At 71.3% G+C, this 25824-nt stretch carries 25 protein-coding genes; 3 read left to right on the top strand and 22 right to left on the bottom strand.

Going from position 1 to position 25824, the window contains the following annotated elements:
* The first annotated feature begins 115 nt into the window (after positions 1 to 115).
* Positions 116 to 673 (top strand): ribonuclease HI, encoded by a 558-nt coding sequence (locus tag OXU32_05585; protein ID MDE0073438.1) that lies wholly within the window; start codon positions 116 to 118, stop codon positions 671 to 673.
* A 552-nt stretch (positions 674 to 1225) separates the two neighbouring features.
* Here OXU32_05585 and OXU32_05580 read toward each other — a convergent pair.
* The 22 genes from OXU32_05580 to icd form a co-directional block, all read right to left on the bottom strand.
* Positions 1226 to 2239 carry a RelA/SpoT domain-containing protein gene (locus tag OXU32_05580; GenBank protein ID MDE0073437.1) on the bottom strand — a complete coding sequence of 338 codons (1014 nt, stop codon included), beginning with the start codon at positions 2237 to 2239 and terminating at the stop codon, positions 1226 to 1228.
* Positions 2240 to 2250: 11 nt separating this feature from the next.
* Positions 2251 to 3036: a lipoyl(octanoyl) transferase LipB gene (gene lipB / locus OXU32_05575; GenBank protein ID MDE0073436.1), complete on the bottom strand. Its 786-nt coding sequence runs from the start codon at positions 3034 to 3036 to the stop codon at positions 2251 to 2253.
* Between the two features lie 17 nt (positions 3037 to 3053).
* A complete protein-coding gene (locus tag OXU32_05570) occupies positions 3054 to 4505 on the bottom strand; it encodes a dihydrolipoamide acetyltransferase family protein (protein ID MDE0073435.1) in 1452 nt (483 codons plus the stop codon).
* Between the two features lie 72 nt (positions 4506 to 4577).
* Positions 4578 to 5606: a pyruvate dehydrogenase complex E1 component subunit beta gene (locus OXU32_05565; protein MDE0073434.1), complete on the bottom strand. Its 1029-nt coding sequence runs from the start codon at positions 5604 to 5606 to the stop codon at positions 4578 to 4580.
* A 14-nt stretch (positions 5607 to 5620) separates the two neighbouring features.
* The gene (locus OXU32_05560; GenBank protein ID MDE0073433.1) at positions 5621 to 6649 is read right to left on the bottom strand and encodes a thiamine pyrophosphate-dependent enzyme; all 1029 of its coding nucleotides are present in this window, start codon (positions 6647 to 6649) and stop codon (positions 5621 to 5623) included.
* Between the two features lie 23 nt (positions 6650 to 6672).
* A complete protein-coding gene (secG, locus tag OXU32_05555; GenBank protein MDE0073432.1) occupies positions 6673 to 7092 on the bottom strand; it encodes a preprotein translocase subunit SecG in 420 nt (139 codons plus the stop codon).
* Positions 7093 to 7184: 92 nt separating this feature from the next.
* Positions 7185 to 7937 (bottom strand): triose-phosphate isomerase, encoded by a 753-nt coding sequence (gene tpiA, locus OXU32_05550; protein ID MDE0073431.1) that lies wholly within the window; start codon positions 7935 to 7937, stop codon positions 7185 to 7187.
* A gap of 63 nt (positions 7938 to 8000) precedes the next feature.
* The gene (locus OXU32_05545) at positions 8001 to 9200 is read right to left on the bottom strand and encodes a phosphoglycerate kinase (protein MDE0073430.1); all 1200 of its coding nucleotides are present in this window, start codon (positions 9198 to 9200) and stop codon (positions 8001 to 8003) included.
* A 30-nt stretch (positions 9201 to 9230) separates the two neighbouring features.
* Entirely contained in the window at positions 9231 to 10259 is a 1029-nt protein-coding gene (gene gap, locus OXU32_05540; GenBank protein MDE0073429.1) for a type I glyceraldehyde-3-phosphate dehydrogenase, read from the bottom strand.
* A gap of 91 nt (positions 10260 to 10350) precedes the next feature.
* Complete coding sequence (locus OXU32_05535) at positions 10351 to 10764, bottom strand: phosphoribosyltransferase family protein (protein ID MDE0073428.1); 414 nt, start codon at positions 10762 to 10764, stop codon at positions 10351 to 10353.
* Between the two features lie 345 nt (positions 10765 to 11109).
* Positions 11110 to 11955, bottom strand: coding sequence for a shikimate dehydrogenase (aroE, locus tag OXU32_05530; protein MDE0073427.1), 846 nt, complete (start codon positions 11953 to 11955; stop codon positions 11110 to 11112).
* A 16-nt stretch (positions 11956 to 11971) separates the two neighbouring features.
* Positions 11972 to 13171 carry a Sua5/YciO/YrdC/YwlC family protein gene (locus tag OXU32_05525; GenBank protein MDE0073426.1) on the bottom strand — a complete coding sequence of 400 codons (1200 nt, stop codon included), beginning with the start codon at positions 13169 to 13171 and terminating at the stop codon, positions 11972 to 11974.
* Entirely contained in the window at positions 13168 to 13881 is a 714-nt protein-coding gene (gene ispD / locus OXU32_05520) for a 2-C-methyl-D-erythritol 4-phosphate cytidylyltransferase (GenBank protein ID MDE0073425.1), read from the bottom strand. Before ispD ends, OXU32_05525 begins: the two co-directional genes overlap by 4 nt.
* On the bottom strand, positions 13878 to 15314 hold the full coding sequence (gene dnaB, locus OXU32_05515; protein ID MDE0073424.1) for a replicative DNA helicase: 1437 nt from the start codon (positions 15312 to 15314) through the stop codon (positions 13878 to 13880). Before dnaB ends, ispD begins: the two co-directional genes overlap by 4 nt.
* A gap of 45 nt (positions 15315 to 15359) precedes the next feature.
* A complete protein-coding gene (locus tag OXU32_05510; protein ID MDE0073423.1) occupies positions 15360 to 16082 on the bottom strand; it encodes a uracil-DNA glycosylase in 723 nt (240 codons plus the stop codon).
* Positions 16083 to 16097: 15 nt separating this feature from the next.
* A complete protein-coding gene (coaBC, locus tag OXU32_05505) occupies positions 16098 to 17351 on the bottom strand; it encodes a bifunctional phosphopantothenoylcysteine decarboxylase/phosphopantothenate--cysteine ligase CoaBC (GenBank protein MDE0073422.1) in 1254 nt (417 codons plus the stop codon).
* Positions 17352 to 17370: 19 nt separating this feature from the next.
* Complete coding sequence (locus tag OXU32_05500) at positions 17371 to 17583, bottom strand: DNA-directed RNA polymerase subunit omega (protein MDE0073421.1); 213 nt, start codon at positions 17581 to 17583, stop codon at positions 17371 to 17373.
* Positions 17584 to 17604: 21 nt separating this feature from the next.
* Positions 17605 to 18267, bottom strand: a complete 663-nt coding sequence (gmk, locus tag OXU32_05495) for a guanylate kinase (GenBank protein MDE0073420.1) — start codon at positions 18265 to 18267, stop codon at positions 17605 to 17607.
* Entirely contained in the window at positions 18264 to 19151 is an 888-nt protein-coding gene (locus tag OXU32_05490) for a YicC family protein (GenBank protein ID MDE0073419.1), read from the bottom strand. The genes gmk and OXU32_05490 overlap by 4 nt, the downstream gene beginning before the upstream one ends.
* A 10-nt stretch (positions 19152 to 19161) precedes the next feature.
* Positions 19162 to 21075 carry a Plug domain-containing protein gene (locus OXU32_05485; GenBank protein ID MDE0073418.1) on the bottom strand — a complete coding sequence of 638 codons (1914 nt, stop codon included), beginning with the start codon at positions 21073 to 21075 and terminating at the stop codon, positions 19162 to 19164.
* A gap of 152 nt (positions 21076 to 21227) precedes the next feature.
* Positions 21228 to 22718, bottom strand: a complete 1491-nt coding sequence (locus tag OXU32_05480) for a leucyl aminopeptidase (GenBank protein MDE0073417.1) — start codon at positions 22716 to 22718, stop codon at positions 21228 to 21230.
* Positions 22719 to 22729: 11 nt separating this feature from the next.
* Positions 22730 to 23965, bottom strand: coding sequence for an isocitrate dehydrogenase (NADP(+)) (gene icd / locus OXU32_05475; protein ID MDE0073416.1), 1236 nt, complete (start codon positions 23963 to 23965; stop codon positions 22730 to 22732).
* Between the two features lie 154 nt (positions 23966 to 24119).
* On the opposite strand from icd, the gene OXU32_05470 reads away from it, so the two are divergent.
* The gene (locus OXU32_05470; protein MDE0073415.1) at positions 24120 to 24242 is read left to right on the top strand and encodes a hypothetical protein; all 123 of its coding nucleotides are present in this window, start codon (positions 24120 to 24122) and stop codon (positions 24240 to 24242) included.
* 146 nt (positions 24243 to 24388) lie between these two features.
* The coding region (locus tag OXU32_05465; GenBank protein ID MDE0073414.1) for a hypothetical protein at positions 24389 to 25824 on the top strand (1436 nt) is incomplete at its 3' end.

The following is a 25824-nucleotide window of genomic DNA, read 5'->3' as shown; positions in this document are numbered from 1 at the left end:
GGCGGTTGCGCGGCTCGCGCGGAGGAGCGTCGGCAGGAATCTAGGAAGTCGCGAGCGGGCGTCCAAGGGGAGCCGCGGACCGCACCACCCCGGACCCTTCCGTTAGATTGAGAGCATGGTCCATATTCACGCCGACGAATCCTGCCTCGGGAACCAGTTCAAGGACCGGCAGCGGCCCGGGGGAGCCGCCGGACTGCTCGAGTTCTGGCGGGGCGACGCCTGGGTTCGCAAGGATTTCTGGCTCTCCGAGGCCGACACGACCAACAACCGCATGGCGCTGATGAGCGCAATCGCGGGGCTCGGTGCGATCCGGCGGCCCAGCAGAATCCGCTTCGTCTCCGACAGCCAGTACCTGGTGCGCGGCATGAACGAGTGGGTTCGCGGATGGCGCGCCCGCGGATGGAAGCGCAAGCGGGGCGCGGTCGAGAACGTCGAACTCTGGAAGCGGGCGCTCGTCCTGGCCGAATCCCACAAGGTTAGCTGGGAGTGGGTCCGCGGACACTCGGGGAATCCCAGAAACGAGTACGTGCACGCCCTCGCGGTGCGCGCCGCGACCGAACAGCTCGACTCGGGGGGCGCGGTGGACTCCGGCTTCGAGGAGTGGCTGGAGGAGCAGCGCGAGACGAAAGAGCGCTACTTCGATTTCTTCGAGGGGGCGCCGCCCGAGGACTGAAGGCTCGCCCGGGCACGGCGGGGACGGCAGCCTTCCGAGCGTCACGCTCGCAGGTGCGTCAAACGCGGGAAGGGTTAAACGAAGCGGCCCCCGGTTCGGCACACCGAACTCGGGGGCCCTCTTCTCGCTGCCGGCACCAGCTCCGCCGCTTGAATCCCGGCCGCGTGCGGCCGACCGGCCCTGGTCCCTTTTCCCCTCGCCGCGCAACGTGCGGCTCAGGTGCCCCTTCGCTTTCGGGGCTACTAGCGGAGGACAGCGACCCCTCCGCCGGCTCACCGGGGCTCAAGTCCCGGCTCGCGCCCGCTGCCTCGGCGTCCCGCCTCAGCGAGCTTCCCTCTCCGAGCTGCTCTCCAGGGATGACCATCGCCATCGACTGTGAGCCTGCTGCGCTCGAATCGGACTACCATGATAGGGGTCCGTTTCGGCCGTGTCAAGGGGTATTCGGGACGAATTTCGGATGAATTCCCAAATCCGCTCTCGACCGCTCGCAGACCGCGTCGTGGCGAGGCGGAGACCGTCTCTCGACGGGGCCGCGAGGCCTGAGCCGGCGCCTCAGAGGATCCCTTGCATCTCCCGCAGGAAGAGGCGTGCGTCGAGCCAGTAGTTGGGGTACGCGCGCCTGACATCCTCGAGCGAGTCCGTGGAAACGAGCACCACGTCGCGGCCCTCCTCCTCGAATGCGAGGTAATCCGCGGAAGCCTCCTCGAGCTCGTCCCTTTCGTAGGGGATGATGAGGGTCATCCCCTCGGCCGGCCTGCGCTCCAGAAGGAAGTAGTAGGCGCCGATGCGCTTGAACGTGGACATGTTGCGGATGAGCTGCCCGTACTCGCGCATGCGCGCCACCACGTTCAGGCGCGTGGCGTACTCCCGCACCTCCCGGTGAAGGGTGGATTCCCGGGACGGCGTGTCGGGGACAGTCGGACTCCCCTCCTTGAGGGCGAGCGCCGAACTGGCGAGGGCGAAGAAGCGGAGCCACTCCTGTTCCCCCTCGCTGAACTTGAGGGCGTGGTGCAGGAAGGCTCCGGCGGTTTCCACGGCGGTCGCCCAGGCGTGCTGCAGCCGCGAGCGCATCTGGACCTCGATGACGAGCCCGTTGAAGGCGTCGTCGCTCTGGTAGCGGTAGATGAGGTGCACCCCGCGGTAGCCGGAAGGCTTGGGACGGTCGATGTAGTCGATGTTGCGGATGAGCTTGTGGCCCAGGTCCAGGGCCAGGTAGGCGTCGCGCAGTTCCCGCACCTGCTCGATGGTGTGGACCGCGGCCCTGCAGCCGCCCAGGTCCTGCATGCGGGCGAGCTGCATGCGGGGGAAGCGGCGCAGCTTCGACAGCGTCGACGGCGTGGTCTTGAGCCTCTGGGAGACGACGGCGTCGGCCGCGATGTTCGTGGCCTCGGCGCGCAGCCGGTCGTGCAGCTCGCTCAGCGGGAAGCCGTGCGCGGCCCTCCAGTTGTTGAGCACGCGCATGTCTTCGCGGAGCTCAGGGGACGAGCGGTCCCGGTCGGCGTTGGCGAGCGCCTTGCCGGCGCGGTTGATGCGCCCGCGCGAGTATCGGGGAGGGGTTCGGGCCACGGCGCTGCGCCTCAGGTGCGATGCGCTGGAGAGGCGGCGAACACTTCCGCGAACGCGGACACGACAGCGTCCTCGACCGCCGCCATCGGCACGCGCTGGCCGGTGCATTCGGCGAGCGAGGTGACCTCGCGGCCGTGGATGCCGCAGGGGACGATGTTGGTGAAATAGCCGAGGTCGGGATCGACGTTCAGCGCGAAGCCGTGCGACGTGACCCAGCCCGACGAGACCCGGATGCCGATGGCGGCGATCTTCCGTCCCCCGGTCCAGACGCCGGTCAAGCCCTCCGCCCGTGCGGCGGGCACCCCGAACGCCGCCAGCGCGCGGATGAGCACCTCCTCCAGGTCCCTCAGGTAGCGGTGCAGATCGCGGCGCTCCGGGCGGAGCCGGAGGATCGGGTAGCCGACCAGTTGCCCTGGCCCGTGGTAGGTCACGTCGCCTCCCCTGCCCGCCTCGAAGAGCTCGATGCCCCGCGCGCGCAACTGGGCGTCGCTGGCCAGGACGTGGTCGCGGTGGGCGCTCGACCCCAGCGTCACCACGTGCGGGTGCTCGAGCAGGAGGAGCTGGTCGGGGATCTCGCCGGCCGCGCGCCGGCGCACCAGGCCGGCCTGCAGGTCGAGGGCGCGCGCGTATTCGACCAGCCCGAGGCGGGTGACTTCGAGGGTCGCCGGCTGCGGTGGCGCGGCGGGCGCGGGCCGAGGCGGCGGGGCGGGCGGGCGGCGGTCGGATTGAGGCGGCGGGGCGGGCCGAGCCGGCTGCGCGGCCGGGCGGCGGGACGTTGACGCGGCGGGCGGTGGCACGGGGGGCGCGGGCTGCTCTAGGCGTCCCCGGGGAACTCGGCCAGGGTGGTGCGCAGGTCGGCGATGAAGCGCGCCGCGTCGGCCCCGTCGACGATCCGGTGATCGTACCCGAGCGAGAAGAACGCGCGCTTGCGGATCGCCATCGCGTCGTGGCCGCCGGCCGGGTCGGTCACCACCACGACCCGCTTCTCGATGGCGCCCGTTCCCAGGATGGCCGCCGTCCCCTTGGGGATGATGGGCATGCCCACCACCGTGCCCAGCACGCCCGGATTGGTGATCGAGAAGGTCGCCCCCTGGATGTCCGCGGGGTCGAGCTTGCGGGCCCGGGCGCGCGCGGCCAGATCGGCGATGCGTCGCGCCATGCCCACCAGGCTGAAGTCGTCCGCGTCGTGGATGACGGGCACGATCAGGCCGGGGTTCAGGTCGACCGCGATGCCCAGGTTGACGTTGCCCCGGTAGATGACGCTCCGGCCCGACACGACCGAGTTGACCATCGGGTAGTCGCGCAGCAGCCGCGAGCAGGCCCAGGCGATGAAGGCGGTGTAGCTGACCCGCGCGCCGCGCGCCTGCCACGCCTCGCGGTTGCGTCGCCGCAGCTCGTCGATGCGGGTGAAGTCGACCTCGATGAAGGAGTGGACGTGGGGCGCCACCCGCTTCGCCACCACCATGTGGTCGGCGGTGAGGCGGCGGATCTTGTCCATCGGTTCCACGCGGTCGGCGGAGCGGGCGCGGAACTCGGGATTGCGCACCTCGCCGTAGAAAGCCGTCCACAGCTCGTCGGCGCTGAGCACGGGACCGGGAGCAGCGGGAGGAGCTGGGGGAGCTGCGTCGGGGGCGGGTGCACGGGGCTCGGCGTCGGGGGCGGCGGCCGCAGCCGCAGCTTCCTGCTTGCGCGCCTCGATGAAGTTGAGGATGTCCTGCTTGGTCACCCGGCCGGCGTGGCCGGTGCCGGCGACCCGGGCGATGTCGACACCGTGCTCGGCGGCGATGCGGCGCACCACCGGGGTGGAACGGCGGCGGAGGCGTTCTTCCGCGGTCGCGGGGGTGGCGGGGCGGTCGGCCGTCGCGGGGGAGGGGTCGGTCGCGGGAGCGGGTTTCCCGTCCGGGGCTCCGGCGAGCCCGGCGGTGGTTGCGGCGTCAGCCGCCTGCGGGGCGGCCGCCGCTCCGGCGGGCTCGCCGGCCACTTCGGTCGCGGCAGTCGGCGCGACCCCGCCGTCGGCCCCGTCGCCTGCCGGGTCGATCACGCCGACGATGGTTCCCACCTCCACCGTCTCTCCCTCCGGGACGGTGATCTCCACCAGCACTCCGCCGCTGGGAGACGGAATTTCCGCGTCGACCTTGTCGGTCGAGATCTCGAGAATGGGCTCGTCGACCTCGACGCGGTCTCCAACCGCCTTCAACCAGCGCGAGACCGTCCCCTCGGCGATCGACTCGCCCATCTGGGGCATCGGCACTTCAATGCGGGACACGACAGACACTCCGTTGCTTGCGGCAGGACGTTCGGGCTCTGGAGCCCGGCATCGGCAATACTCTGGGCATCATCAATACCCCGTAAGATAGCGGCACGTGGTGACGATGTCCGACACCCGCGGCAGAAAGTAGTCCTCCAGCCCGCCCGCGTAGGGGACCGGCGAATCGATCGCGGTGACGCGCAGAATCGGCGCGTCCAGCCACTCGAACGCCTGCTCGTTCACGCGCATGGCGATTTCGCCCGCGATCCCGCCGGTGCGTGTGTCCTCGTGCACGATGAGCAGCCGCCCGGTCTTCTTCACGCTCTCGGCGATCGCCGCGTCGTCCATGGGAAGGAGGGTGCGCAGGTCCAGCACCTCGATCCCGACCCCGTCGTCCTTCTCCAGCGCGGCTGCCGCCTCCAGGCTGGCGTGCACCATCGCGCCATAGGTGACGATAGTCGCGTCCCCGCCTTCGCACGCGCGCCGCGCCTTGCCCAGCGGCACCACGTAGTCCTCCGGCGGCAGCACTTCCCGCAGATGGGGCGCCCGGTAGAGGCTCTTGTGCTCTTCGAAGATGACCGGGTCGTCGTCGCGAATGGCGGACTTCATGAGCCCCTTGGCGTCGTAGGCGGTGCTCGGATAGACGATCTTGAGCCCGGGGGTATGGAAGAAAGCCATCTCCACGTTCTGGGAGTGGAAGGGACCGCCCCGGTTGCCGCCGCCAACCGGGCCGCGCACCACGACCGGCACGCTCCCGCTGCCCCGGTATCGGGAGGTGGCGAGGTAGTTGGTGATCACGTCGTAGGCCGGCGAGATGAAGTCCATGAACTGCATCTCCACCACCGGGCGAAGCCCCATGTGGGCCGCCCCCGCTGCGGCGCCGGTGAAGCCGGCCTCGGAGATCGGAGTGTCGATGACCCGTTCGGCGCCGAAATGGTCGAGGAAGCCTCGCGTCACCTTGAACGCGCCCCCGTAGACCCCGATATCCTCGCCCATCAGAAAAACCGACGAGTCCCGCTCCATCTCCTCGAAGAGGGCTTCGCTGATGGCTTCGAGCAGCGTCACCGGCTCTCCGCGCAGGGTCTTGCCGAGATGCTCCGGCCTCGAGTTGCTGGTCATTGCCCGGCTTCCGGTCACGTTGTGGACGCCAGCGCGAGCCCGCGCGCCGGGGGCTCGAGGCGATACCATGGAGGAGTGCCCGGGTCGCCGTCGCGGACGCCTCCGAGCGCGCGTTCTCCAGCGGGAGACGACTCACCCAGCGCCTGTTCGCACGCAGCCCGGACTTCGGACCGCGCGCCGCGCTCCACTTCGTCGAGGTCGGAGGCGCGGGCCATGCGCTCCCCGACGAGCCGCTCCCGGAACCGGGCCACGGGGTCGGGTGGGTCCTCGTCCGGGTGACGTCCCTCACCTGTGCGAGCGGCGTGGTGGACGCGTCGCGAGACGGGACAGCCCCGCGCTTCGACCAGCGTGGTGCGCTTTCCCGACCGTGCCCGCTCGGCCGCTGTCAGCACCGCCTGATGGACGGCGAGCACGTCGCCCCCGTCCACCGATGCGCTCGCGACCCCGTACCCGGCCGCCTTCTGCCCGAAATCGCGCACCCGCGTGTGGGCGCCAATTGAAGCCTCGGTTCCGGCCTGAACCACCACGATCAGGGGACAGCGCTGCGCCGCGGCGAAGTTGATGCCCTCGTGCCATGCGCTGGTGGAGGTTTCGTCCTCGCCCGAGAACACCAGTCCGACCCGGTCCTGGCCGCGCAGGCGGAGGGCCAGCGTGATGCCCGCCATCACCTCCACCATGGTCCCGGGCAGCACGGCCGGACCGGCCAGCCCGCGTTCGAAGTCTGTGGGGCACATGCCGGGCTCCCGGCCGCGGCTCGGCGCGGAGTCGCGCGCAAGACGCTGGCGGAAGAACTCGAGCGGGGTCCCGCCGAACACGAAGAAGGCGCCCGGATTGTCGGGGGTGGGCGCGATCACGTCGCCGGTGCCGTTGTCCGCGGTACGCAGGGCGCGCGCGGCGCCTGCCGAGACGGCTTCGTATCCCAGACCGCAGCGGGTGGCCGCGGGAACCTGGCCCTGGTCGCGGAGGCTCTTCAGCCGCGTGGCGGCGGCCCGATGGAGGGCGAGGGCCCGGTAGAGGTCGACGGGATCATCGCGCCCGGCCACGGTCAGCGTCGAGCGAAGCTGCGTCAGCTTCCGTTGGGCGGGGGCGGCGTCCCGTCCGGCTGCGGGTCGGGTGGGGGCGGGGTCTCGCCCGCGGCAGGTATCTCGACCGGGACGGCCTCGTCCGCGGGGGCGGCTTCCTCGAGCCCAGGCAGGACCGGCGTGGGGGCGACCTGCTGCTGGCTCTCGCGCAGAATGGAGGACGGCGCCGTGGCCCGCGACGACATGATGGACAGCACCAGCGCGAGCACCATGAAGAGCGTGCCGGTCGTCCAGGTGGTGCGCGTGAGCACCGAAGCGGCCTGGCGGCCGGCGAGAATCCCCTCCGTCGGGCTGGCTCCTCCGCCCATGGCGGCCAGTCCGCCTCCCTTCCCTGCCTGGAGGAGGATGACGACCCCGAGGATCAGGCCATCCAGTACGAGTAGGAACAGAAGAAAGCCATACATGCGTCTATATCCGGCTATTTCGCCCGGTTCGAGGAATCGGCGTAAACCATCGTCCCGGCCCGCTCCACTGTCAAGCGGTTACCGGCCCCCGTTCACAGCCGCGCGGCTTCGGCGATGCGGGCGAAGGAGTCGGGGTCGAGGCTCGCTCCGCCCACCAGCACCCCGTCGATGTCAGGCGAGGCCAGCAGCTGCGCGGCGTTCCGGGGGTTCACGCTTCCCCCGTAGAGGATGCGCACCCGGGCGGCCCGCTCCCCGCCCCAGGCCTCCGCCAGGCGGCGCCTCAGGATCCCGTGCGCACCGGACGCGTCCGACGGGGTCGCGGTTTCACCCGTGCCGATGGCCCAGACCGGCTCGTAGGCGATCATCACGTCGACCTCGGTGGTGAGAACGGCAAGGGCGGCGTCGAGCTGGCGGACGATGACTTCTCCGGCCCGGCCGGCCTTTCGCTCGTCGAGGGTCTCGCCCACGCAGAGCACGGGGACCAGCCCTGCGTCGGCGGCGGCGCGTGCCTTGGCGGCCGCGTCGCGGTCGCTCTCGCCGAACAGGTGGCGGCGCTCGGAGTGTCCGGCGAGCGCGTGGGTGGCCCCTGCGGCGCGGGCCATGGGGGCGGAGAGCTCCCCCGTGAAAGCTCCGTGCGGCTCCGGATGGATGTTCTGCACGCCCAACTGCACCCGGGGATGATCGGGGAGGGCGGCTTGCGCCGCCGCGAAGGAGATGGCGGCGGGAAAGATCAGGATGTCGGGCTGCGCCCCGGACCAGGAGGGGCGGAAGGCGCCGAAGAACCGGCGGGCGTCCTCGGGCGCGTGGTGCATCTTCCAGTTTCCGGCGATGACCGGTTTCCTCATGCGGCCTCCAGCTTGGTTGGCGCGTCCGTGCCGTCCTTTCCGGCGGGGTCTGCGCGGCGCTCCCTACGCGTCCGAAAGCGCTTCGAGTCCCGGGAGGGGTTTGCCCGCCAGGAACGCCAGCGAGGCGCCCCCGCCGGTGGATACGTGCGAGAAGTCGTCGGCGAGCCCGGCGGCGCGCACCGCGGCCGCAGAGTCTCCTCCTCCGGCGATGCTCACCGCGCCGGTGGCGGTCGCCGCGGCCGCCGATCGCGCGACGGCAACGGTGCCGCCCGCAAACGCCGGCATCTCGCATACGCCCATCGGTCCGTTCCAGACGATGGTGCGGGCCTGCTGCAACTCATCCCCGAACATGCGCCGGCTTGCGCCCCCGATGTCGCCGATGCGGTCGTCCGCTCCGACCTCGGCCCGGGGCGCCTCGCGGGTGGCTGCGTCGGCGGAAATGCGGCGTGCAACCACGCAGTCGACGGGCAGCATCATGCGGTCGCCGGCGCGGTCCATCAGCCGGGCCGCGAGATCGACGCCCTCCTCATCCACGAGGGACCGGCCGGTCTCGAGCCCGAGCGCCCGGAAGAAGGTGTTGGCCATGGCACCTCCGACCAGCAGCCGGTCGGCGCGCGCGAGCATCTTCTCGATGACGGCGATCTTGTCCGACACCTTGGCTCCTCCCAGAACCGCCACGAAGGGGCGGTCGGGATCCTCCAGGGCATCGCCCAGAAAGCGGATTTCGCGTTCGAGGAGCAGCCCCGCCACCGCCTCTCCGCCCCTGGCCCGCATCGCCTGCGCGAGCCCGGCCGTCGAGGAGTGCGCGCGGTGCGCGGTCCCGAAGGCGTCGTTCACGAAGTGCGTTCCGAGGGCGGCGAAAGCGGTGGCCAGCTCGGGGTCGTTGCGCGTTTCGCCTGCCAGAAAGCGGGTGTTCTCGGCCACCAGAATCTCGCCCGGATCGAGGGTGCGAGCGCGGGCCAGCGCTTGCGGCCCCGTCGTCTCGGGGCTGAAGCCAACGTCTGCGCCGAGGAGTTCGCCCAGCCGCGCCGCGACCGGTGCGAGCGAAGCCTCGGGTCGCGGCCGGCCGCCGGGACGGCCCAGGTGGGAGAGGAGGACGAGGCGGGCGCCCGCGGCGGTGAGGCGGCGGAGGGTCGGCAGGGTGCGCTCGATGCGGGTGTCGTCGGCGACCCTCCCGTTCCGCACGGGCACGTTGAAGTCCACGCGCACCACGATGAGGTCGCCGGCGCGCGCCGCGAGGTCGTTCAGGGTCTTCTTGCGCATCGCTGCCGGGCCGGCAGGCCGAGCGGGGAGCTAGACCGCCGCCGGAGACATCATGCGCTCGCCCACGAAGCGCACCAGGTCGACCACGCGGCTCGAATAGCCGGCCTCGTTGTCGTACCACGAGAGCACCTTCACCAGGCGGTCGTCGATGACGTTGGTGCTCAGCGCGTCCACCACCGAACTGGCGGGATTGCCGATGTAGTCGACCGACACCAGCGGCTCGTCGGAGACGTCGAGGATGCCGCGCATGGACGCGGCGGACGCATCCCTCATGGCCTGGTTGACCCCGGTGATGTCGGTGGCATGCTCCACTTCGGCCACGATGTCCACCAGAGACACGTTCGGGGTGGGGACCCGCACCGCCATGCCGTCGATGCGCCCGTGGACTTCCGGGATGACCACGCCGGTGGCCCGGGCGGCTCCGGTTGTGGTGGGGATCATCGACACCGCGCCGGCGCGCGCCCGCCGCAGGTCCTTGTGCGGCTGGTCGAGGAGCGCCTGGCCGTTGGTGTAGGAGTGGATGGTGGTGACCAGGCCGCGTTGGAAGCCGAAGCGGTCGTTCAGCACCTTGACCACCGGGGCCAGGCAGTTGGTGGTGCAGCTGGCGTTGGAGATGATGTGGTGGCTGTCGGGGTCGTAGGCGTCGTGGTTGACGCCGAGCACCAGGGTGACGTCGACGTCCTTGCCGGGCGCGCTCACGATCACCTTGCCGGCGCCGGCGGCCAGGTGGCGGCCCGCGCCCTCGCGGTCACGGAAGAAGCCGGTCGACTCGACCACCACGTCCACCCCCAGCTCCCCCCAGGGAAGGCTGCCCGGGTCGCGCTCGGCGAACACGCGGATCAGGCCGCCATCGACCACCAGCCCGTCGCCCGCCACCTCGACCGACCCCGGATACGCGCCGTGCACCGAGTCGTACTTGAGGAGATGGGCCAGGGTGTGCGCGTCCATCAGGTCGTTGACGGCGACGAGCTGGACGTCGGGGGCGTCCTCCCTGGCGAGGGCGCGCAGCACGTTGCGGCCGATGCGGCCGAATCCGTTGATGGCGAGTCGAATCGACATGGGTGGCGTTGTCTCCCGGGGCGTGTCTGATGCTTCCTTGGGGAATCTGCCCGGACGCACCCCGCTGGCGGGTCAGAGTTCCAGGAACAACCTAACGGGGAAGCGCGCGCGCGAAGGTGACCAGGGCGACCCGGCCCACCCCCGCGCGGGCGAGCGTTTCGGCGGCCGCCCGGGCGGTGGCCCCGGTGGTGAGGACGTCGTCGACCAGGAGCACGTTCCCGCGGTGCAGTCGGTCGGCGCCGGGCCGGAGAGAGAAGGCGTCGCGCACGTTGGCCATCCGCTGCTGCGGGTGCAGCGAGACCTGGGTGCGCTTCTGGCGGCGGCGCTCGAGCAGGTGCGCGAAGGCCAGTCCGGTGCGCCCGGCGAGCGCGCGCGCCAGCAGCTCCGCCTGGTCGTATCCCCGGCGGCGGCGGTGGGCGGAGGACGTGGGGACGTACGTGACGACGTGCTCCTCCAAGTCGGCGAACAGGGTCGCAAGGCGGCGCTCCATGAGCTCGGCCATCATGGGCGCCAGCTCGCGCCAGCCCTCGTATTTGAAGGCCGTGCACCAGAACGTCCGCGGGCGGGCGCAGGGCGACCGCGGCGCGGGCTAGCGAGAGCGCTTCGGGCCACTCCAGGCATTCGAGGCACGGCCGCCCGGGCCGGTCGCCGGTGCCCGCGGGATAGTCGCAGCGCGCGCAGCGCGGGGCTGGCGGTGCGCGCAGGCAGCCCCGGCAGGGCGCGCACACCAGCCCACCGCCCGCGATGCGCGAACCGCACGCGATGCAGGCACAGGGGAGCAGGAAATCCACGAGCGGGGCGAGCACGCGGCGGACGGTCCGGCGACGGGTCGCGGTGGGGAGCGCCAATCTCATGCGCAACGCGCCCGCTCGAGGGCTTCGCGCATGGCGGAGAGCGGCGCCTCGCGTCCCCACCAGAGCTCGAAAGCGGCCGCGCCCTGGCGCAGGAGCATCTCGCCCCCGTCCATGGCGGGAATGCCGCGCGCCCGGGCGGCATCGGTGAGGGGCGTCCCGGACGGAGCGTAGACCATGTCCATGACCGCCCCGACCCGCCCGAGGCGGTGGAGGTCGACCGCGAGCGGATCGCGCGTGCCCAACCCGAGGGAGGTCGCGTTCAGAACCAGGTCGAAGGCCTGCCCTTCCAGAGTTCGTGCATCGGAAACCACGCGCACCCGGGCGCCCCCGACTTCGGCGGCCATGGCTTCGGCGCGGGCGAGCGTACGGTTGATGACCCGCACCTCCGCGGCGTCTTCGTCGATGAGGGCGGCGACGGCTGCGCGTGCACCGCCCCCGGCGCCCGCCAGCAGTACGCGGGCGCCCCGGGCGGGCCCCGCCAGCAGCGCGCACATGGCGCGGCGCGCCCCCTCGACGTCGGTGTTGTCTCCGTGGATGCGCGCTCCCTCGCCCCAGAAGGTGTTGCACGCGCCCGTCCGCCCGACGGCGGCGGCCGCGTCGTCGAGCGCGACCGCCGCGCGCCGCTTGTGCGGCACCGTCACGTTGCCGCCGCCACCGGCCCGAGCCAGGGTGCGCATCACCGGGGCGACATCCTCGGGCTGGCAGGCGATCGCCACGTACCTGCCGTCGAGTCCGGCGGCACGGAGCGCGGCGTTCTGGATCGCGGGCGAGAGCGAGTGCGCCACCGGGTTCCCCAGGATGGCGAAGACGCGCGTGCCGGCGCGCGGGGCCGGGATCGTCATGGCGTTCCCTCGGCGGTCACGCGTCCGTTCCCGGGTCGAGACGGTCGAGGACCGCCTCGATCAGCCGCTCGAGCTGCGCGCAGGTGTCCCGATAGTGATCATCGCTTCCCCCGAAGGGGTCTGCGACGCCACCCGACACGTCACCGGCGAAAGCCGTGATCACCTCCGCGTAGCAGCGGCCCCGGCCGAGCGACTCCACCGCCGCCAGGTGCGACGGAGACATCGCCAGCACCAGGTCGGCCCACTCCAGCTCGTCCTCGCCGAGCAGCCGCGCGGCGTGATGATCCAGTTCGAGGCCCCGGTCGCCCACGGCCGTGCGCGCGCCGGCCGAGGCTGGCGAGCCCTCGTAGGCCATGGTTCCGGCGGATCGGACCCGGATGCCGCTCAGGCCGCGTTGGCGTGCGCGGGCGCGGGTGAGCACCTCCGCCATGGGGCTCCGGCAGGTGTTGCCGGTGCAGACGTAGAGGAGTCGGATGTCCTTCGTTGCCGCGTCCGGCGGCACATCACCCACCTCGGCGTACCTCTCCCCGGTGTCCTGCCGACGGTCGTCCACGTCAGCGTCCTCCCTCGCGGAGGGACAGATCTCCCGGAGTTCCGAAAGGTCCAATGCGCCGGCGCGCAGCACCACCGGGTCTCGTGCGGTGCAGTCGACGATGGCCGAGGCAGGCGCTGGGGGAAGCTCGCCGGCATCCACCACCCACAAGCGCTCGTCGGCTGCGAGCGCGCGCACCGTTTCCCACGCCTCCTTCCGTGAGCGTGCGGGAGCGCCGCCGGGAGGGTTGGCGCTCGTGGAGGTGATCGGCGCGCCCACTTCGTCCAGGATCTGCCGCGCCACCGGGGCCGGGCTCATGCGGACCGCCACCCCTCCGCTCCCGCCCCGCACCTGAGCCGGGAAGGAGTGCCCGGGGTCGGGCAGAACCAGGGTGAGCGGGCCGGGCCACAGGCGCTCGGCGAGCCTCCGCGCGCAGCGGTTCCAGACGAGCCCGGCGGCCGCTTGCGGGTCGGGGAGGAGGAGCAGGAAGGGCTTGTCGGCATCGCGCCGCTTGAGCGCCGCCAGCGCGCGCAGGGGGCCGTCCTGCACCAGCCCTCCCAGCCCGTACACGGTCTCGGTCGGGTAGGCCAGCAGCCCTCCGGAGCGCAGGTGCCGACCCACCTCGCGCAGCTCGCCCGCGGGAAGCAGGCCGTTCCGGCAGGCGATGATGCGCGGTGCGCTCACGCGCCCTCATCCGCCGCCTCGAGCAGGCGCTCCGCGAGGATCAGGTCCTCGGGGCGGGTCACCTTGAGGTTGCGCGGCGATCCCTCCACCATCTCGACCTCGCCGCCCAGGAGTTCCACCAGCGAGGCGTCGTCCGTGCCCTCGACCCCGTTCTCGCGTGCCCGCCGGTAGGCGCGTTCCAGGAGAGGCCGCGGGAAGGCCTGGGGGGTCTGGGCATGCCAGTAGCGGCCGCGCGGCGGTGTGCGGACCACCCGTCCACTCGCGTCGACCTCCTTCAGCGTGTCCACCGCGGGCACGCCGGCGACCACGGCCCGGCCGGCCGCGGCCGCGCGCAGACAGCGCTCCACGAGGCCGCGCGCCACCAGCGGCCGGGCGCCGTCGTGCACCAGCACAACCTCCACGGCGGGCGGGAGGGCGGCCACCGCCGCCGCCACCGAATCGCCCCGGGTGGCTCCTCCCGCCACGACCCGCACGCGCGGGTCGGCGCCGGTCAGCCAGGCCGGAGGATGCGCGGCCTGATCGGGGGGGAGGGCCACGACCACGCATTCCACCCCGGGCGTCTCCAGAAAGGGGCGGATGGCGCGCAGCAGGATGGGCTGTCCGTCGAGCTCCAGAAAGGCCTTGCGGACCCCTCCCATGCGACGGCCCGCCCCCGCCGCCGGCACGGCGACTCCGGCCCGGCAGGGAGATCGCCGATCGCCCGGGGTCACCCCGCGTATCCGCCCGGCGCGCCGCTGCGTCCGCCGGGGGTGGGAGCGGTGGTGCCGGCTCCCTCCGGCGCGACGGGCAGGAAACGCGCGTGGGCACGGTCGAAGTAGAGCGGGACAACCGCGGTGGGGCCGTTGCGCTGCTTGCTCACGTTCAGCTCGGCCTTGCCTTCCAGCGAGTTGCCGTCGCGGTCGGTGTCGGCGTAGTACTCCGGCCGGTAAAGGAACATGACCAGGTCGGCGTCCTGTTCGATGCTTCCGCTCTCGCGCAGATCGGACAGTTGCGGCCGATGGTCGGCGCGCTGCTCCGGAGCCCGGCTGAGCTGGCTCAGCGCCACGATCGGCACGTCCAGTTCCTTGGCCAGCGCCTTGAGCCCGCGCGAGATCTCGCTCACCTCCTGCTGCCGGTTCTCGCTGTTCCGGGAACCGGCCATCAACTGCAGATAATCGATCACCAACAGCCCGAGCCGGCTTTCGGCCTTGAGGCGGCGGGCCTTGGCGCGCACTTCGAGCACGGTGTTGCCCGGGGAGTCGTCGATCCAGATGGGAGCGGTATTGAGGTGTCCCGCGGCGACAGCCAGTCTCTGCATCTCCTTGGTGGTGAGTTCGCCCCGGCGAAGTCTCTGCGCGTCCACCGGCCCGTCGGAACACAGCAGCCGCTGCACCAGTTCCTCGTTGGACATCTCCAGGGAGAACACCCCCACCGGCACCTCCTCACCCGCCGCGTGCCTGGCCACGTTGAGCGCCCAGGAGGTCTTCCCCATGGACGGCCGTCCCGCGACGATCACCAGGTTTCCTTTCTGCAGGCCGCCGGTGTAATAGTCCAGCAGGGGGAACCCGGTAGGCACCCCGGTGAGTTCGCCCTTTGCTTCCTGCAATCGCTCGATGTGCTCGAAGGCCGGCCAGAGCAGTTCCTTGATGCGGACGAACCCCTCGCGGTCGTGCCCCGAGGCCACCTGAAAGATGCGCTGCTCGGCTTCGTCCACGATCTGCTCGACGGAGCGCTCGCCCTGATCGTAGACATCGCGGATGATGTGCGAGGAGGCGTCGATGAGGCGGCGCAGCAGCGCCTTGTCGCGCACGATGCGCGCATGGTGCTCGATGTTGGCGGCGGTCGGAACCGCGTCCAGCAGTTCGGCGAGGTAGTCGTAGCCCCCGGCGGCCTCCAGCTCCTCGGTCTTGCTGAGCTCGTCGCTGACGACGATGACGTCGACCGCGTCGCCGCGCTCGAACAGGCGCAGGACGGCGCGGTAGATGCGCCGGTTGGCCTCCGAGGCGAACATCGTGTCCGAGACCACTTCGACGGCGCGCGCCACCGCGTCGCGGTCGATGAGCATGCCCCCCAGCACCGCCACTTCGGCCTCCAGCGAAACCGGCGGCTGGCGGTCGTACGCGGGGGCCTGCTCCTGCGCGACGGGAAGTGCGGTGGTACTCAGGGTGCCTCGGCGGTTGAATGTGAACGGTCGAAGGACCGGGGGCGCCTATCCGCCGCCGGACCGGCCGGTGCGGTCCATCGTGTTTCGCAGCAACTGAAGGTCGTCCCACACGGCTTGCGTCCAGCCGCGGTTCCGGAGCAGCGCCGCCGGGTGGTAGGTCACCAGCGCGGGCACGCCTCTGTAATCGTATATCTCGCCCCGGAGCTTGCCCAGAGCAACCTGGCGTCCGGTGATGAACTGCGCCGCGAACCCGCCCACCGCCAGGATGACCTCCGGAGCCACCAGCTCGATCTGCCGCTCGAGGTATGGGGTGCAGGCCTCGATTTCATCCGGCATCGGGTTCCGGTTCCCCGGGGGCCGGCACTTGAGGACGTTGCAGATGTAGACCGAGTCCTTGCGCGAGAGGCCGACCGACGCCAGCAGGAGATCGAGCAGCTTGCCCGCGCGGCCCACGAACGGAAGTCCGGTGCGATCCTCGTGCATCCCCGGCGCTTCGCCGATGACGACCAGCCTGCCCCGCGGGTTCCCGTCGGAGAAGACCACCTGCGTGCGGCCTCCGGCAAGCCGGCAGCGCTCACAGGCGAGCGCCGTGCGCCGAACCTCTTCGTAGTCTCCGGACACAGGGGCCGGCATCTCGCCGGCCGGTGCGGCGGGACGGGCGCGGGCCAGCGCGAGCGCCTCGTCCCCGCTCAGACGGCTGAACACGATGTCGCCCTCCCCCAGCTCCTTCCGCTGGCTCAGGTAGCGGGCAAGGGTCTCCCTATCCACGCGCGTCGGCGGGGCTCACGACGACGCCTGCGAGAACCTGCGCGCGGGGGCGCCGTCCAGCCGGTCGAGCACCGCCTCGGCGATCTCATCCTTGGGCATCAGCGGAAGCGCTTCAGCCGAGCCATCGGGAGCCAGCAGGGTCACCGCGTTCCGTTCGCCGAACGGGCCGTCACCGGGACCACGCGCGTGGTTGGCGACGATGAGGTCGAAGGCCTTGCGCTCCATCTTGCTGCGCGCCCGGGCGAGGAGGTCGTCCGTCTCCAGTGCGAAACCGACCACCCTCGCCCCCGGTTTCCGCAGCGGCTTGGTGTCCAGCGCGACGTCCGGGTTGGCGGTCAGTTCCACCGACAGGGAGGCGCCTTCCCGGGCGCGCTTGATCTTGCCGGAGCGAGCGCGGGCGGGACGGTAGTCGGCCACGGCGGCCGCGAAGATCACCACGTCCGCGCGCGGGATCGCCTCGGCCACGGCGTCGAGCATCTCGCGCGCGGTGGCCACGCGGGTGCGCTGTACCCCGGGCGGGCGCGCCAGGTGGGTGGGACCGGACACCAGCGTCACGCGGGCGCCCCGCCGCCAGGCCGCGCGGGCGAGCGCGTGCCCCATCCTCCCCGACGAGCGGTTGCCGACGAAGCGCACCGGGTCGACGGGTTCCAGGGTCGGCCCGGTCGTGATCAGGACCTGCCTGCCTGCCAGGAAGGCGTCCGTCTCGAGCGCCCTTCCCACGTGCTCGACGATGTCCGGGGGCTCGAGCATGCGGCCCGGTCCCTCCCCCTCCCCGAACGCCAGCGGTCCGGTCGCGGGCCCGGCGACCGCGTAGCCCAGCTCGTCCTGCAGGTACGCGAGGTTGCGGGTGGTCTGCGGGTGCGCGTACATGCGGTCGTTCATTGCCGGGCAGATCACCACCGGGGCGCGCGTCGCCAGGAGGGTGGTGGTGAGCAGATCGTCCGCCCGCCCGGCGGCCGCGCGCGCGATCAGGTCGGCAGTGGCGGGGGCCACGCAGACGGCATCGGCCTCGGCGCCCAGACGGATGTGCATGGCCGCCCCGTCCGCCGAGAAGAGTTCGGTCAGGACCTTGCGCCCGGTTAGCGCCTCGAAGCTGAGCGGGGTGACGAACCGGGTCGCGCCCCCGGTGAGCACGACGTCCACCTGCGCGCCCAGCCGGGTGAGGTCGCGCGCGAGCTGGACAGACTTGTAGGCGGCGATGCCACCGGCAACCCCCAGGACGATCCGGCGATCGCGCCAGGGACGCCGCGGGGCGAGCGCGCGGGACACCGATCAGGCCTCCTCGCGGCTATTCCGTCCCCTGGCTCCGGAACTGCAGCCGGTACTCGATGTGGTCGGAGGTCAGCGCCTCGAGCGCCTTGGTGGTGAGCTTCTTCTCGTCCATGGGCATCGCCTCGCGCGGCATCGCGTTGAGCTCGCGGGCATACTTCGCGGCGATCAGGACGCCCAGGTACTTGCTCATGGCGGGTTCGGCGACTTCCTGGGGTGTAAACACGCGCATCTGTCTTCTCCGGAGATGTGGCTATTCCGATAAGATATCGAAATCCCGGGCGAGAAGTGTAGCGATCCCGCGGCGGAGCGACTCCGCCTCCTCCCTCGCGGCGCGCAGCGACCCGGCCGCGCTCGCGTCTCCGCGCGCGATCGCCCGCACCGCCGCGACGGTCGCGTCCAGGTCGTCGTTGACCAGCACGTGGTCGAATTCCGGCACCCGCGCCAGTTCGTCGCGCGCGACTCCCAGCCGGCGGGCGACCTCGTCCCGCGGCTCGGTTCCGCGCCCGGACAACCGTGCGAGCAGCGTCCCGAGCGACGGCGGCAGCAGGAAGACGAACACGGCCGAAGGGACATTTCCGCGCACCTGGGCGGCGCCCTGGACGTCGATGTCCAGCAGCACGCGGCGCCCGTCGCCCCCTGCCAGATTGCGCAGCGGGGTCCCGTACATCTGGTCATGCACGCGCGCCCATTCCGCGAACTCGCCGGCGTCCACCATGCGCTCGAACTCCTCCCGGGACACGAATTCGTAGTCCGCGCCGTCGCGCTCGCCCGGGCGGGGCCGGCGGGTGGTCGCGGAAACCGAGAAGACGAAGCCGCCCCGGTCCGCGGCCAGCGCACGGGCCACGGTGGTCTTGCCGACCCCGGTGGGGCCCGCCAGCACGATGGGGCCGTCGCCGGGCGTCGGCGGCGTCACTGGACGTTCTCCAACTGCTCGCGAATGCGCTCCACCCCACCCTTGAGCGACAGGACCGACTCCGCCATGCGGGCGTCGTTGGCCTTGGCGCCGATGGTGTTGGCCTCCCGGTGCATCTCCTGCATGATGAAGCCCAGCCGCTTGCCCACCGGCGCTCCGTCGGCTCCCTCGAGCGTCTCCTCGAAGAGCTGCATGTGCGAACGCAGGCGCACGATCTCCTCGTTGATGTCCCATCTCTCGGCCAGGTGCGCGATCTCGCGGGCGATCCGGTCCGGGTCCGCAGGCACATCGCCGAGCAGCTCCTGGATGGCCGCGCTCAGGCGGTCGCGCTCCCGGACGAGACGCTCCGGGGCCCGTTCCTCCACGCGGTCGAGTTCCTCGCGCATGCCGGCCAGCACGTCCAGGAGATCCGCCTCCATGCGCTCCCCCTCCGCCCGCCGCATTCGGACAGCAGCGTCCGCCGCCTCGCCCGTCACCTCGCGCAGGTCTTCTTCGTCGATGTCGATTTCGCGACGCGCGGAGTCCCTGCTCCGCATCACGCCCTGGAGCCGGATCAGCGCATCGAGCCCGATCCGGCTGTCCAGCCTCAACTCCGCGGCGAGACGCTCGAGCGATGCCGCCCAGGCGCGGGCACGCTCGACGTCCACGAGGAGTTCCGGCTCGGCGCTGTCGCCGGGATCCAGCGTGAGCGAGTAGCTGACGTGCCCCCGGGGCAGCGACTTCTTCAACCAGCGTTCGATGCGGGCGTGATGACGTTCGCACCCGGGAGGCGTCCTGAGCCGGGCGTTGAAGAAGCGGTGGTTGACCGTGCGGATCTCCGCGCGCACAAGACCCTGTTCCGTCTCGCACGCGGCTTCGCCGTATCCGGTCATGCTGTGAATCACGCGCCGCGCCTCAGTTCCACAGCGTCCACTTGATCCCGTAGATGGACCGGCCACCGGGGAGAAACCGCTCCGGGAAGTCCTGCAGTTCCCGCTCCGCGGTGAAGTTTTCGGTCAGCACGAAGAGATGGAACGTCAGAACCCGGAGTTGCAGGCGAAAGTACCAGCTCTGGTGATAGGGCACCGTGAGAAACGCGGGCGCGTTCACCTCTCCTTCGGGGTCGGCTTCTCCGGGAAGCTCGCCGCCGGGGTCCTCAGGCGCCATGAAGGGCACGACCATGGGCTCGCGTCCCTCCACTCCGATCTCGGTCCAGATCTCGAAGTTCTGCGTCTCCAGGAAGGTCCTGTGGTATCCGAGCTGCCCGTTCCAGCTCTCTTCCGGCAGATAGCGCCAGTCGGGCGCATCCTTGTCCCATACCTGGTAGGACAACCCGGCGTAGAGGCCGTTGAAGTACAGGGGCACCCGGGCGCTGGCCTCGATTCCCGAGCGCTTTCCGCCCTCCTGCACCACGCCCGCGGAGTCCATCGGGAACCCGAACGGCGTGAGCTGGTCCTGCTCGAGCTCGACCCGGGCCGCCCCGAGGGACAGGCCGCGCCAGGCGAACTGCGCTCCCACGCGGGTGGAGCTTCGCTCGGTGGTGAAGGAGACGGGAGGCCCGGCAAGCCGGGGGATCTCCGGGATGGTGTCGCGGGGATCGAACAACCGGAAGGGAACCCCCGTCACGCCGTCCCGGGTCTCGCCGAAGAACGAGAGGCCGAGCAGGGGCGCGGTCCACGCGCGCAGGCTTCGGAGCGAGAGATCCTCCCCGAGCCACCTCTCACGGCTCCAGTCTCCTTCGATCCCTCCCAGAAACGTGTGCAGGCCGGCGGCGACCTCCAGGGTCCGCTCGGGCCATGCGTCGCCGCCCATCGATGCCCAGCGACCGGTGGTCCACACGCCCGCACGCTCTCCGAAGGCGTGCTCGGCGGCGAGCCGGATGCCCGTCTGGCTACGGCTCAGGGACGCCACGGCCGCATCGGGGTTCGCTTCGTCCGCCGGAGCGGTCGTGGAGGATCTTCCGGTAAACACCTCCGCGTTGACGCCGTCAAGCAGGATGGCTCGCGCGCGCAGGCTCCAGTCGCTCCTGCCATGCTGCGCGGGCGTGTAGAGCGCGCTCGGGCGGGAGGCCGAGATGCGGCGCAGCTCCCCGCGCAGGCTCACGCGCGAGCCCACGTGGCGGCTGTAGCGCAGCCAGCCGCCGGTCGTGGCCCCAGGCTCCCTGCGCCCGGTGCCCTCGGTGTCGAGGCGGTCCAGCGTAAAGGCCAGGCTCCCTCCCAGGGAGAAGGGGTGCGAGAAGGTCGCGCGCAGCATGTTGGTCTGAAGATCCCCGGTTCCCACCTCGACCAGGGAATAGGGTCGTGGATCATCCACTTCGAGGCTGGTCAGCTCCACGCGCAGGCCGTCGGTGGAGCGGCGCACGCGCACATGCTGGAACCCGGCCAGCCCGACCTGCGCCAGATCGGGGGCGCCGGCCCTGAGCGGGACCATCTCGAAGCCGTCGATGTAGAGGCGCACGCGCCCGCCTCCGCCCCCGAAGGCGGTCACGATGTTGGGGGTTCCGAAGTCCCCTCCTCTCAGCGCGACAGTCCCCGGAATCTGATCCAGAAGCTGCGCCAGCGAGAGCGCCTGGTTGCCGAGCAGCGCCTCGCGGTCCCATTCCCACACCCCGGCGGCCCATCCGCCGCGGGAGGGGTCGGGAAGCTGCGGGAAGGGCTGGACGACGAGGGAGTCCGCGAGTGAATCCCCCTCGAGGGGGAATCCGCCGGGAGGAGCGAATCCGCCGCCGGGGAGAGAGTCCGCGGCCAGCGAGTCGGGCACCGGCGCGAGCGAGTCGGCTGCGGCTGCGAGGGAGTCGACCGCGGCGGTGTCGGCCGGAGGCGGAGGCACCGTGTCCGGAGGCTCCTGTGCCGCGGATCGCCCGGGAACCAGGCAGAACAGGATGGCGACGCAGATGGCGCTGGAGCGGGAGGGGCGCGGGAGGCTCCGCGGCATCGGAACGGCAACGCCCGCAGGCGCTACTGCCGGTTCCGGGGGCGACGTCACGCGGCGCGCGTCCTGACCCACTCGATGAGCAGCCGGGTCGGAGACCCGTAGCCGCCCGGCCGCTGGTAGGGCAGCTTCCCTTCCCCGTACGCGGTGCCGGCGATGTCCAGATGGGCCCATTTCGCGTCCCCCACGAACTCGCGCAGGAAGCAGGCGGCCGTGATGGTGCCGGCGGGACGCCCGCCCACGTTCTTCAGATCGGCGGTGTGGCTGTTGAGCTGGCGGCGGTACTCCGGCCAGATCGGCAGCGGCCAGCAGCGCTCGCCGCTGAGGTCGCCGGCGGCGCGCAGTTCCTCCACGAGGGCATCATCGGTCCCCAGGACCGCGGAAGCATGGTGCCCGAGCGCGATGACGCAGGCGCCGGTCAGCGTGGCGCAGTCCACGATGGCGTCCGGCTCGAAGGTGCGCGCGTACGAGAGGGCGTCCGCGAGGATCAGCCTGCCTTCGGCGTCCGTATTGATCACTTCGATGGTCTTGCCCTCCCGGGACCCGATGACGTCTCCCGGCTTGACCGCGCTTCCGTTCACGAGGTTTTCGGAGCTGGGAACGATGCCCACCACGTTGACGTCCAGGCCGAGGCGGGCGACACCTCGCATGGCGCCCAGGACGGCGGCGCCGCCCGACATGTCGAACTTCATGTCCTCCATGCCCTTGGCCGGCTTGAGCGAGATGCCCCCCGCATCGAAGGTCAGCCCCTTGCCCACCAGTACCAGCGGAGCATCGCCGCGGGTTCCGCCGTGATACTCGAGGACGATCAGCCGCGGGTCCTGCGCCGAGCCCTGGGCGACGGCCAGGAGCGCCAGCATGTTCTCGTCCCGCATCTCCCGGGGCCCGAGCACCCGCACCTCGAGGCCCAGCTCCGAGGCCAGATCGCTTGCCCTGTCGGCCAGGTGGGTGGGCGTGGCCACGTTCCCGGGCCACGACTGGAGGGTGCGCGCGAAGTTCTCCGCCTCCGCCAGGATCGCCCCCGTGCGAGCGCCCGATCCCGTCGCATCGAAGTCGGATTCCGTCGCGATCTCCACGGTCGTGACGGTGCAGGCGGGGGGATCCTTCTCGTCGGCCCGGGTCTTGAGCTCGTCAAAGCGCCAGGCCGCGAGGACGGCGCCCTCCGCCACCACCTGCCCAAACTTCTCCGGGTCGATCGAAGGGGCGCCCAGCCCGTCGATGGTTACCCGGTCGATCTCCAGCTCGGACGCCTTGCGCACGGCCCGCGCGGCCAGCCGCCTGATCGCCTCGGGGTTGCAGTCGGCCCGCTTCCCGGCGCCGAGCAGAAGAAGGCGCCGCGGGCCGGCATCGCCGGGGTCGGCGTGGAACAGGTGGCTGCTTCCGGAGCGGCCGCGAAGGTCCCCGGCAGCGCGCGCCACGGAGCGGGCGAGAACCGAGCCCGGGGCGGCCAGCGGGGGAGCGTCTCGCCCCTCGAACAGGAACCCCGCCACGAGCGGCGTGTCATGCCGGCCGGACGGCCCGCGAACGACCTCTACCCGCATGTGCCTCCCGCCTACATGTGGTCGATCACGGCCTGTCCGAAGGCCGAGGTCGACACCTTGGTCGCGCCCTCCATCTGGCGCTCCAGGTCGTACGTCACCGTCCGGGCCGCAACGGCGCCCTCCAGGCCCCGGTCGACGGCGTCCGCCGCCTCGGTCCAGCCCATGTGCTGGAGCATCATACCCGCGGACAGGATCAGCGACCCCGGGTTGACCTTGTTCTGGCCGGCGTACTTGGGCGCCGTCCCGTGCGTGGCCTCGAAGAGGGCGACTTCGTCCCCCAGGTTCGCGCCCGGCGCCATCCCGAGGCCGCCCGCCTGCGCCGCGCACGCGTCGGAGAGGTAGTCGCCGTTCAGGTTGGGCGTCACGATGACGTCGTATTCCGAAGGCCTCAGCAGCACCTGCTGGAACATGGCGTCGGCGATGCGGTCCTTGACCACGATGCGGCCCGCGGGATCCGCGCCCTCCCAGATGGCCGACTCGGGAATCGTCTCATCCCCGAAATCCCGGGCGGCGACCTCGTATCCCCAGTCGCGGAACGCGCCCTCGGTGAACTTCATGATGTTGCCCTTGTGCACCAGCGTCACCGAACTGCGCCCGCGCGCCACCGCGTAGCGCAATGCGGCGGCGACATGACGATGAGTGCCGAACGGGCTGATCGGCTTGACCCCGATCCCGCTCCGCGGGCGCACGTTGGCGCCCATCTCGTCCACAAGGAACGAGCGCACCCTCTCCGCGCCCTCGCTGCCGGAAGCCCACTCGATGCCCGCGTAGACGTCCTCCGTGTTCTCGCGGAAAATCACCACGTCGAGCTTCTCCGGCTCGCGCATCGGCGAAGGCACCCCGGGGATGTAGCGCACCGGGCGAATGCAGGAGTAGAGATCGAGCTGCTGGCGGAGCGTCACGTTGAGCGAGCGGATGCCCTTCCCAACCGGCGTGGTGAGCGGGCCCTTGATGGCCACCTTGAACTCGCGCAGCGCGTCGTAGGTCTCGTCGGGCAGCCACTCTCCCGTCTTCTCCTGCGCCTTCTCGCCCGCGTACACCTCCATCCACATGACCTCGCGCGAATCGCCGTACGCGTGAGCCACCGCCGCGTCGACCACGGCGCGGGTGGCGTGCCAGATGTCGGGGCCGATGCCGTCACCTTCGATGAACGGGACGATGGGCTTGGCCGGCACGTTGACTGCGCCGTCCCGAACGGTGACGGTCTCGCCCGCGGAGGGCACCTGAGCGTGTTTGTATTGTGCCATGAGGCTGCAGGGGGGCTAGGATACAGGGGTGAGTTCCGGCGAGCCCGATCTCGCCCGGGGTTCAAGGACCCGCGAAGTTTACCGCGGGTGTAAGGCGCTAACAAGCGATTGCCGGGTTGCATGAGAGCCCTACCGGGGATCATGGAGAGCAGAGGTGCGACGTACGAAGGAGGATCGATCCCAGGCCGGCTTCAAGCTGGCGCTGGTTCTGGCGCCCTTCCTGCTCGTGCTGGTTCTGGGGATGATCGAGTGGTGGATGCGCTCCCGGGGTCCGTAGGCCGGGCCCCGTCCCATTCGCGTTCCGGCCTCGTCCCGCAAATGGGACGTTCCTCGGCCGCGCGCGGGCCCAGGTAACGGAGAGTTTGGATGGCACGGTTTCTGCTTCAGATTCCCCATAATGTCCTGAAGCCTCGGGAGGGAATCATGCGCGCGATCCTCGGAAGTGCGGCGATGGTGTTGACGGCAGGGGTCGCCTGGAACCCGGGCGCGGCGGCTCAGGAGTTTGCCGAGGAGTCCTCCTTGTCCTTCGCGGTGGGCGCTTCGGTCTGGGACGGAGTCGGCGTCGGGCTCGCCTACCACCGGTCGACCTCCCTTCGCTCGCGGACCCCCGCCACGGCGGCGGAAGTGTTCTACGGCGTCGGGGTGAGCGACCGCTACTACATGGATTCGTATACGGGATACGACTATTCCGGACCTCGGTGCCGCTGGTACGGGGGCGACTACCTCTACGGCTGGATCGACCCGTACGACTACTCCGCACACCGGTGCCGGCGGCGGGTGAGCCGGTGGGGGCTGGCGATCTCCTTCGGATTCGGGTGGCACTACCCCGCTTATTACAGCCCCTGGTTCGCCTGGCATGACCCCTTCTGGAGCCCCTGGTACACCTTCAACCCCTGGTACGGGAACGGCTGGTACGGGAACGGCTGGTTCGGGAACGGCTGGTTCGCCTTCGGATGGCGCAGCCGGAGCTACGACCCGTGGTACTCGTATCCCGTCTACGGCGGCTACCCCGTCTACCATGGCTATCCGGTGCACCATGGCTACTACTCCTACGCGCCGCGCTACCGGTACGTGAGCGGCGGCAGGCTGGGGTACGGATCCGGATACGTGGGCGGGTATGCCCCGGCTCCGGGGGTGCGGTACAAGGAAGACCCGCGACGGACGGCGGTGGCGCGTACCGCGCGCGTCGCTCCGCGCACCACAGTGGCTCGAGTTTCGGAGCGATCGGCGGCCGCCTCCTCGCCAGCGGTGGAGAGAGGATCGGGCGTCAGCGCTCGGCCGCGCGTGGTGCGCCCGGAGCCAGGTTCTACCAGGACTGCACGGCCGCGAGGGAGCGGGGGTTCCGCGGAGGCCGTCCGGCCCGGGACGCGGACCGCGGCCCCGCGCATCCAGTCGCAACCACGCACGGCGCAGGTCCGGTCGGGGTCGGATGCGGCATCGGTCCGGCCCGGAACATTGCCGCGGTCCAGTGTGCAGCCCCGGTCCAGCGCACAGCCCCGGTCCAGCGCGCCGCGCGCCCAACCGCGTGCGTCGGCACCGCCGAATGTGCGCTCGCGACCGTCGGCAACGCCCCGCGTCCAGCCGCGTGCGTCGGGGCCACCCAGCGTGCGCTCACGGCCAACCCCCGCACCCCGCGTCCAGTCCCGGCCCGGCACCCCGCGGTCGCAGCCGCGCGTGTCGGCACCACCCAGCGTGCGTTCCCGGCCCACTCCGGCACCCCGCGTCCAGTCCCGGCCCGGCAACCCGCGCCCGCAGCCGCGCGCGTCGGCACCACCCAGCGTGCGTTCCCGGCCCACTCCGGCACCCCGCGTCCAGTCCCGGCCCGGCAACCCGCGCCCGCAGCCGCGCGCGTCGGCACC

This window comes from Gammaproteobacteria bacterium (assembly GCA_028819075.1).
Classification (GTDB): Bacteria; Gemmatimonadota; Gemmatimonadetes; order Longimicrobiales; family Gaopeijiaceae; genus BD2-11.
This window is presented reverse-complemented; position numbering and strand designations above follow the sequence as displayed.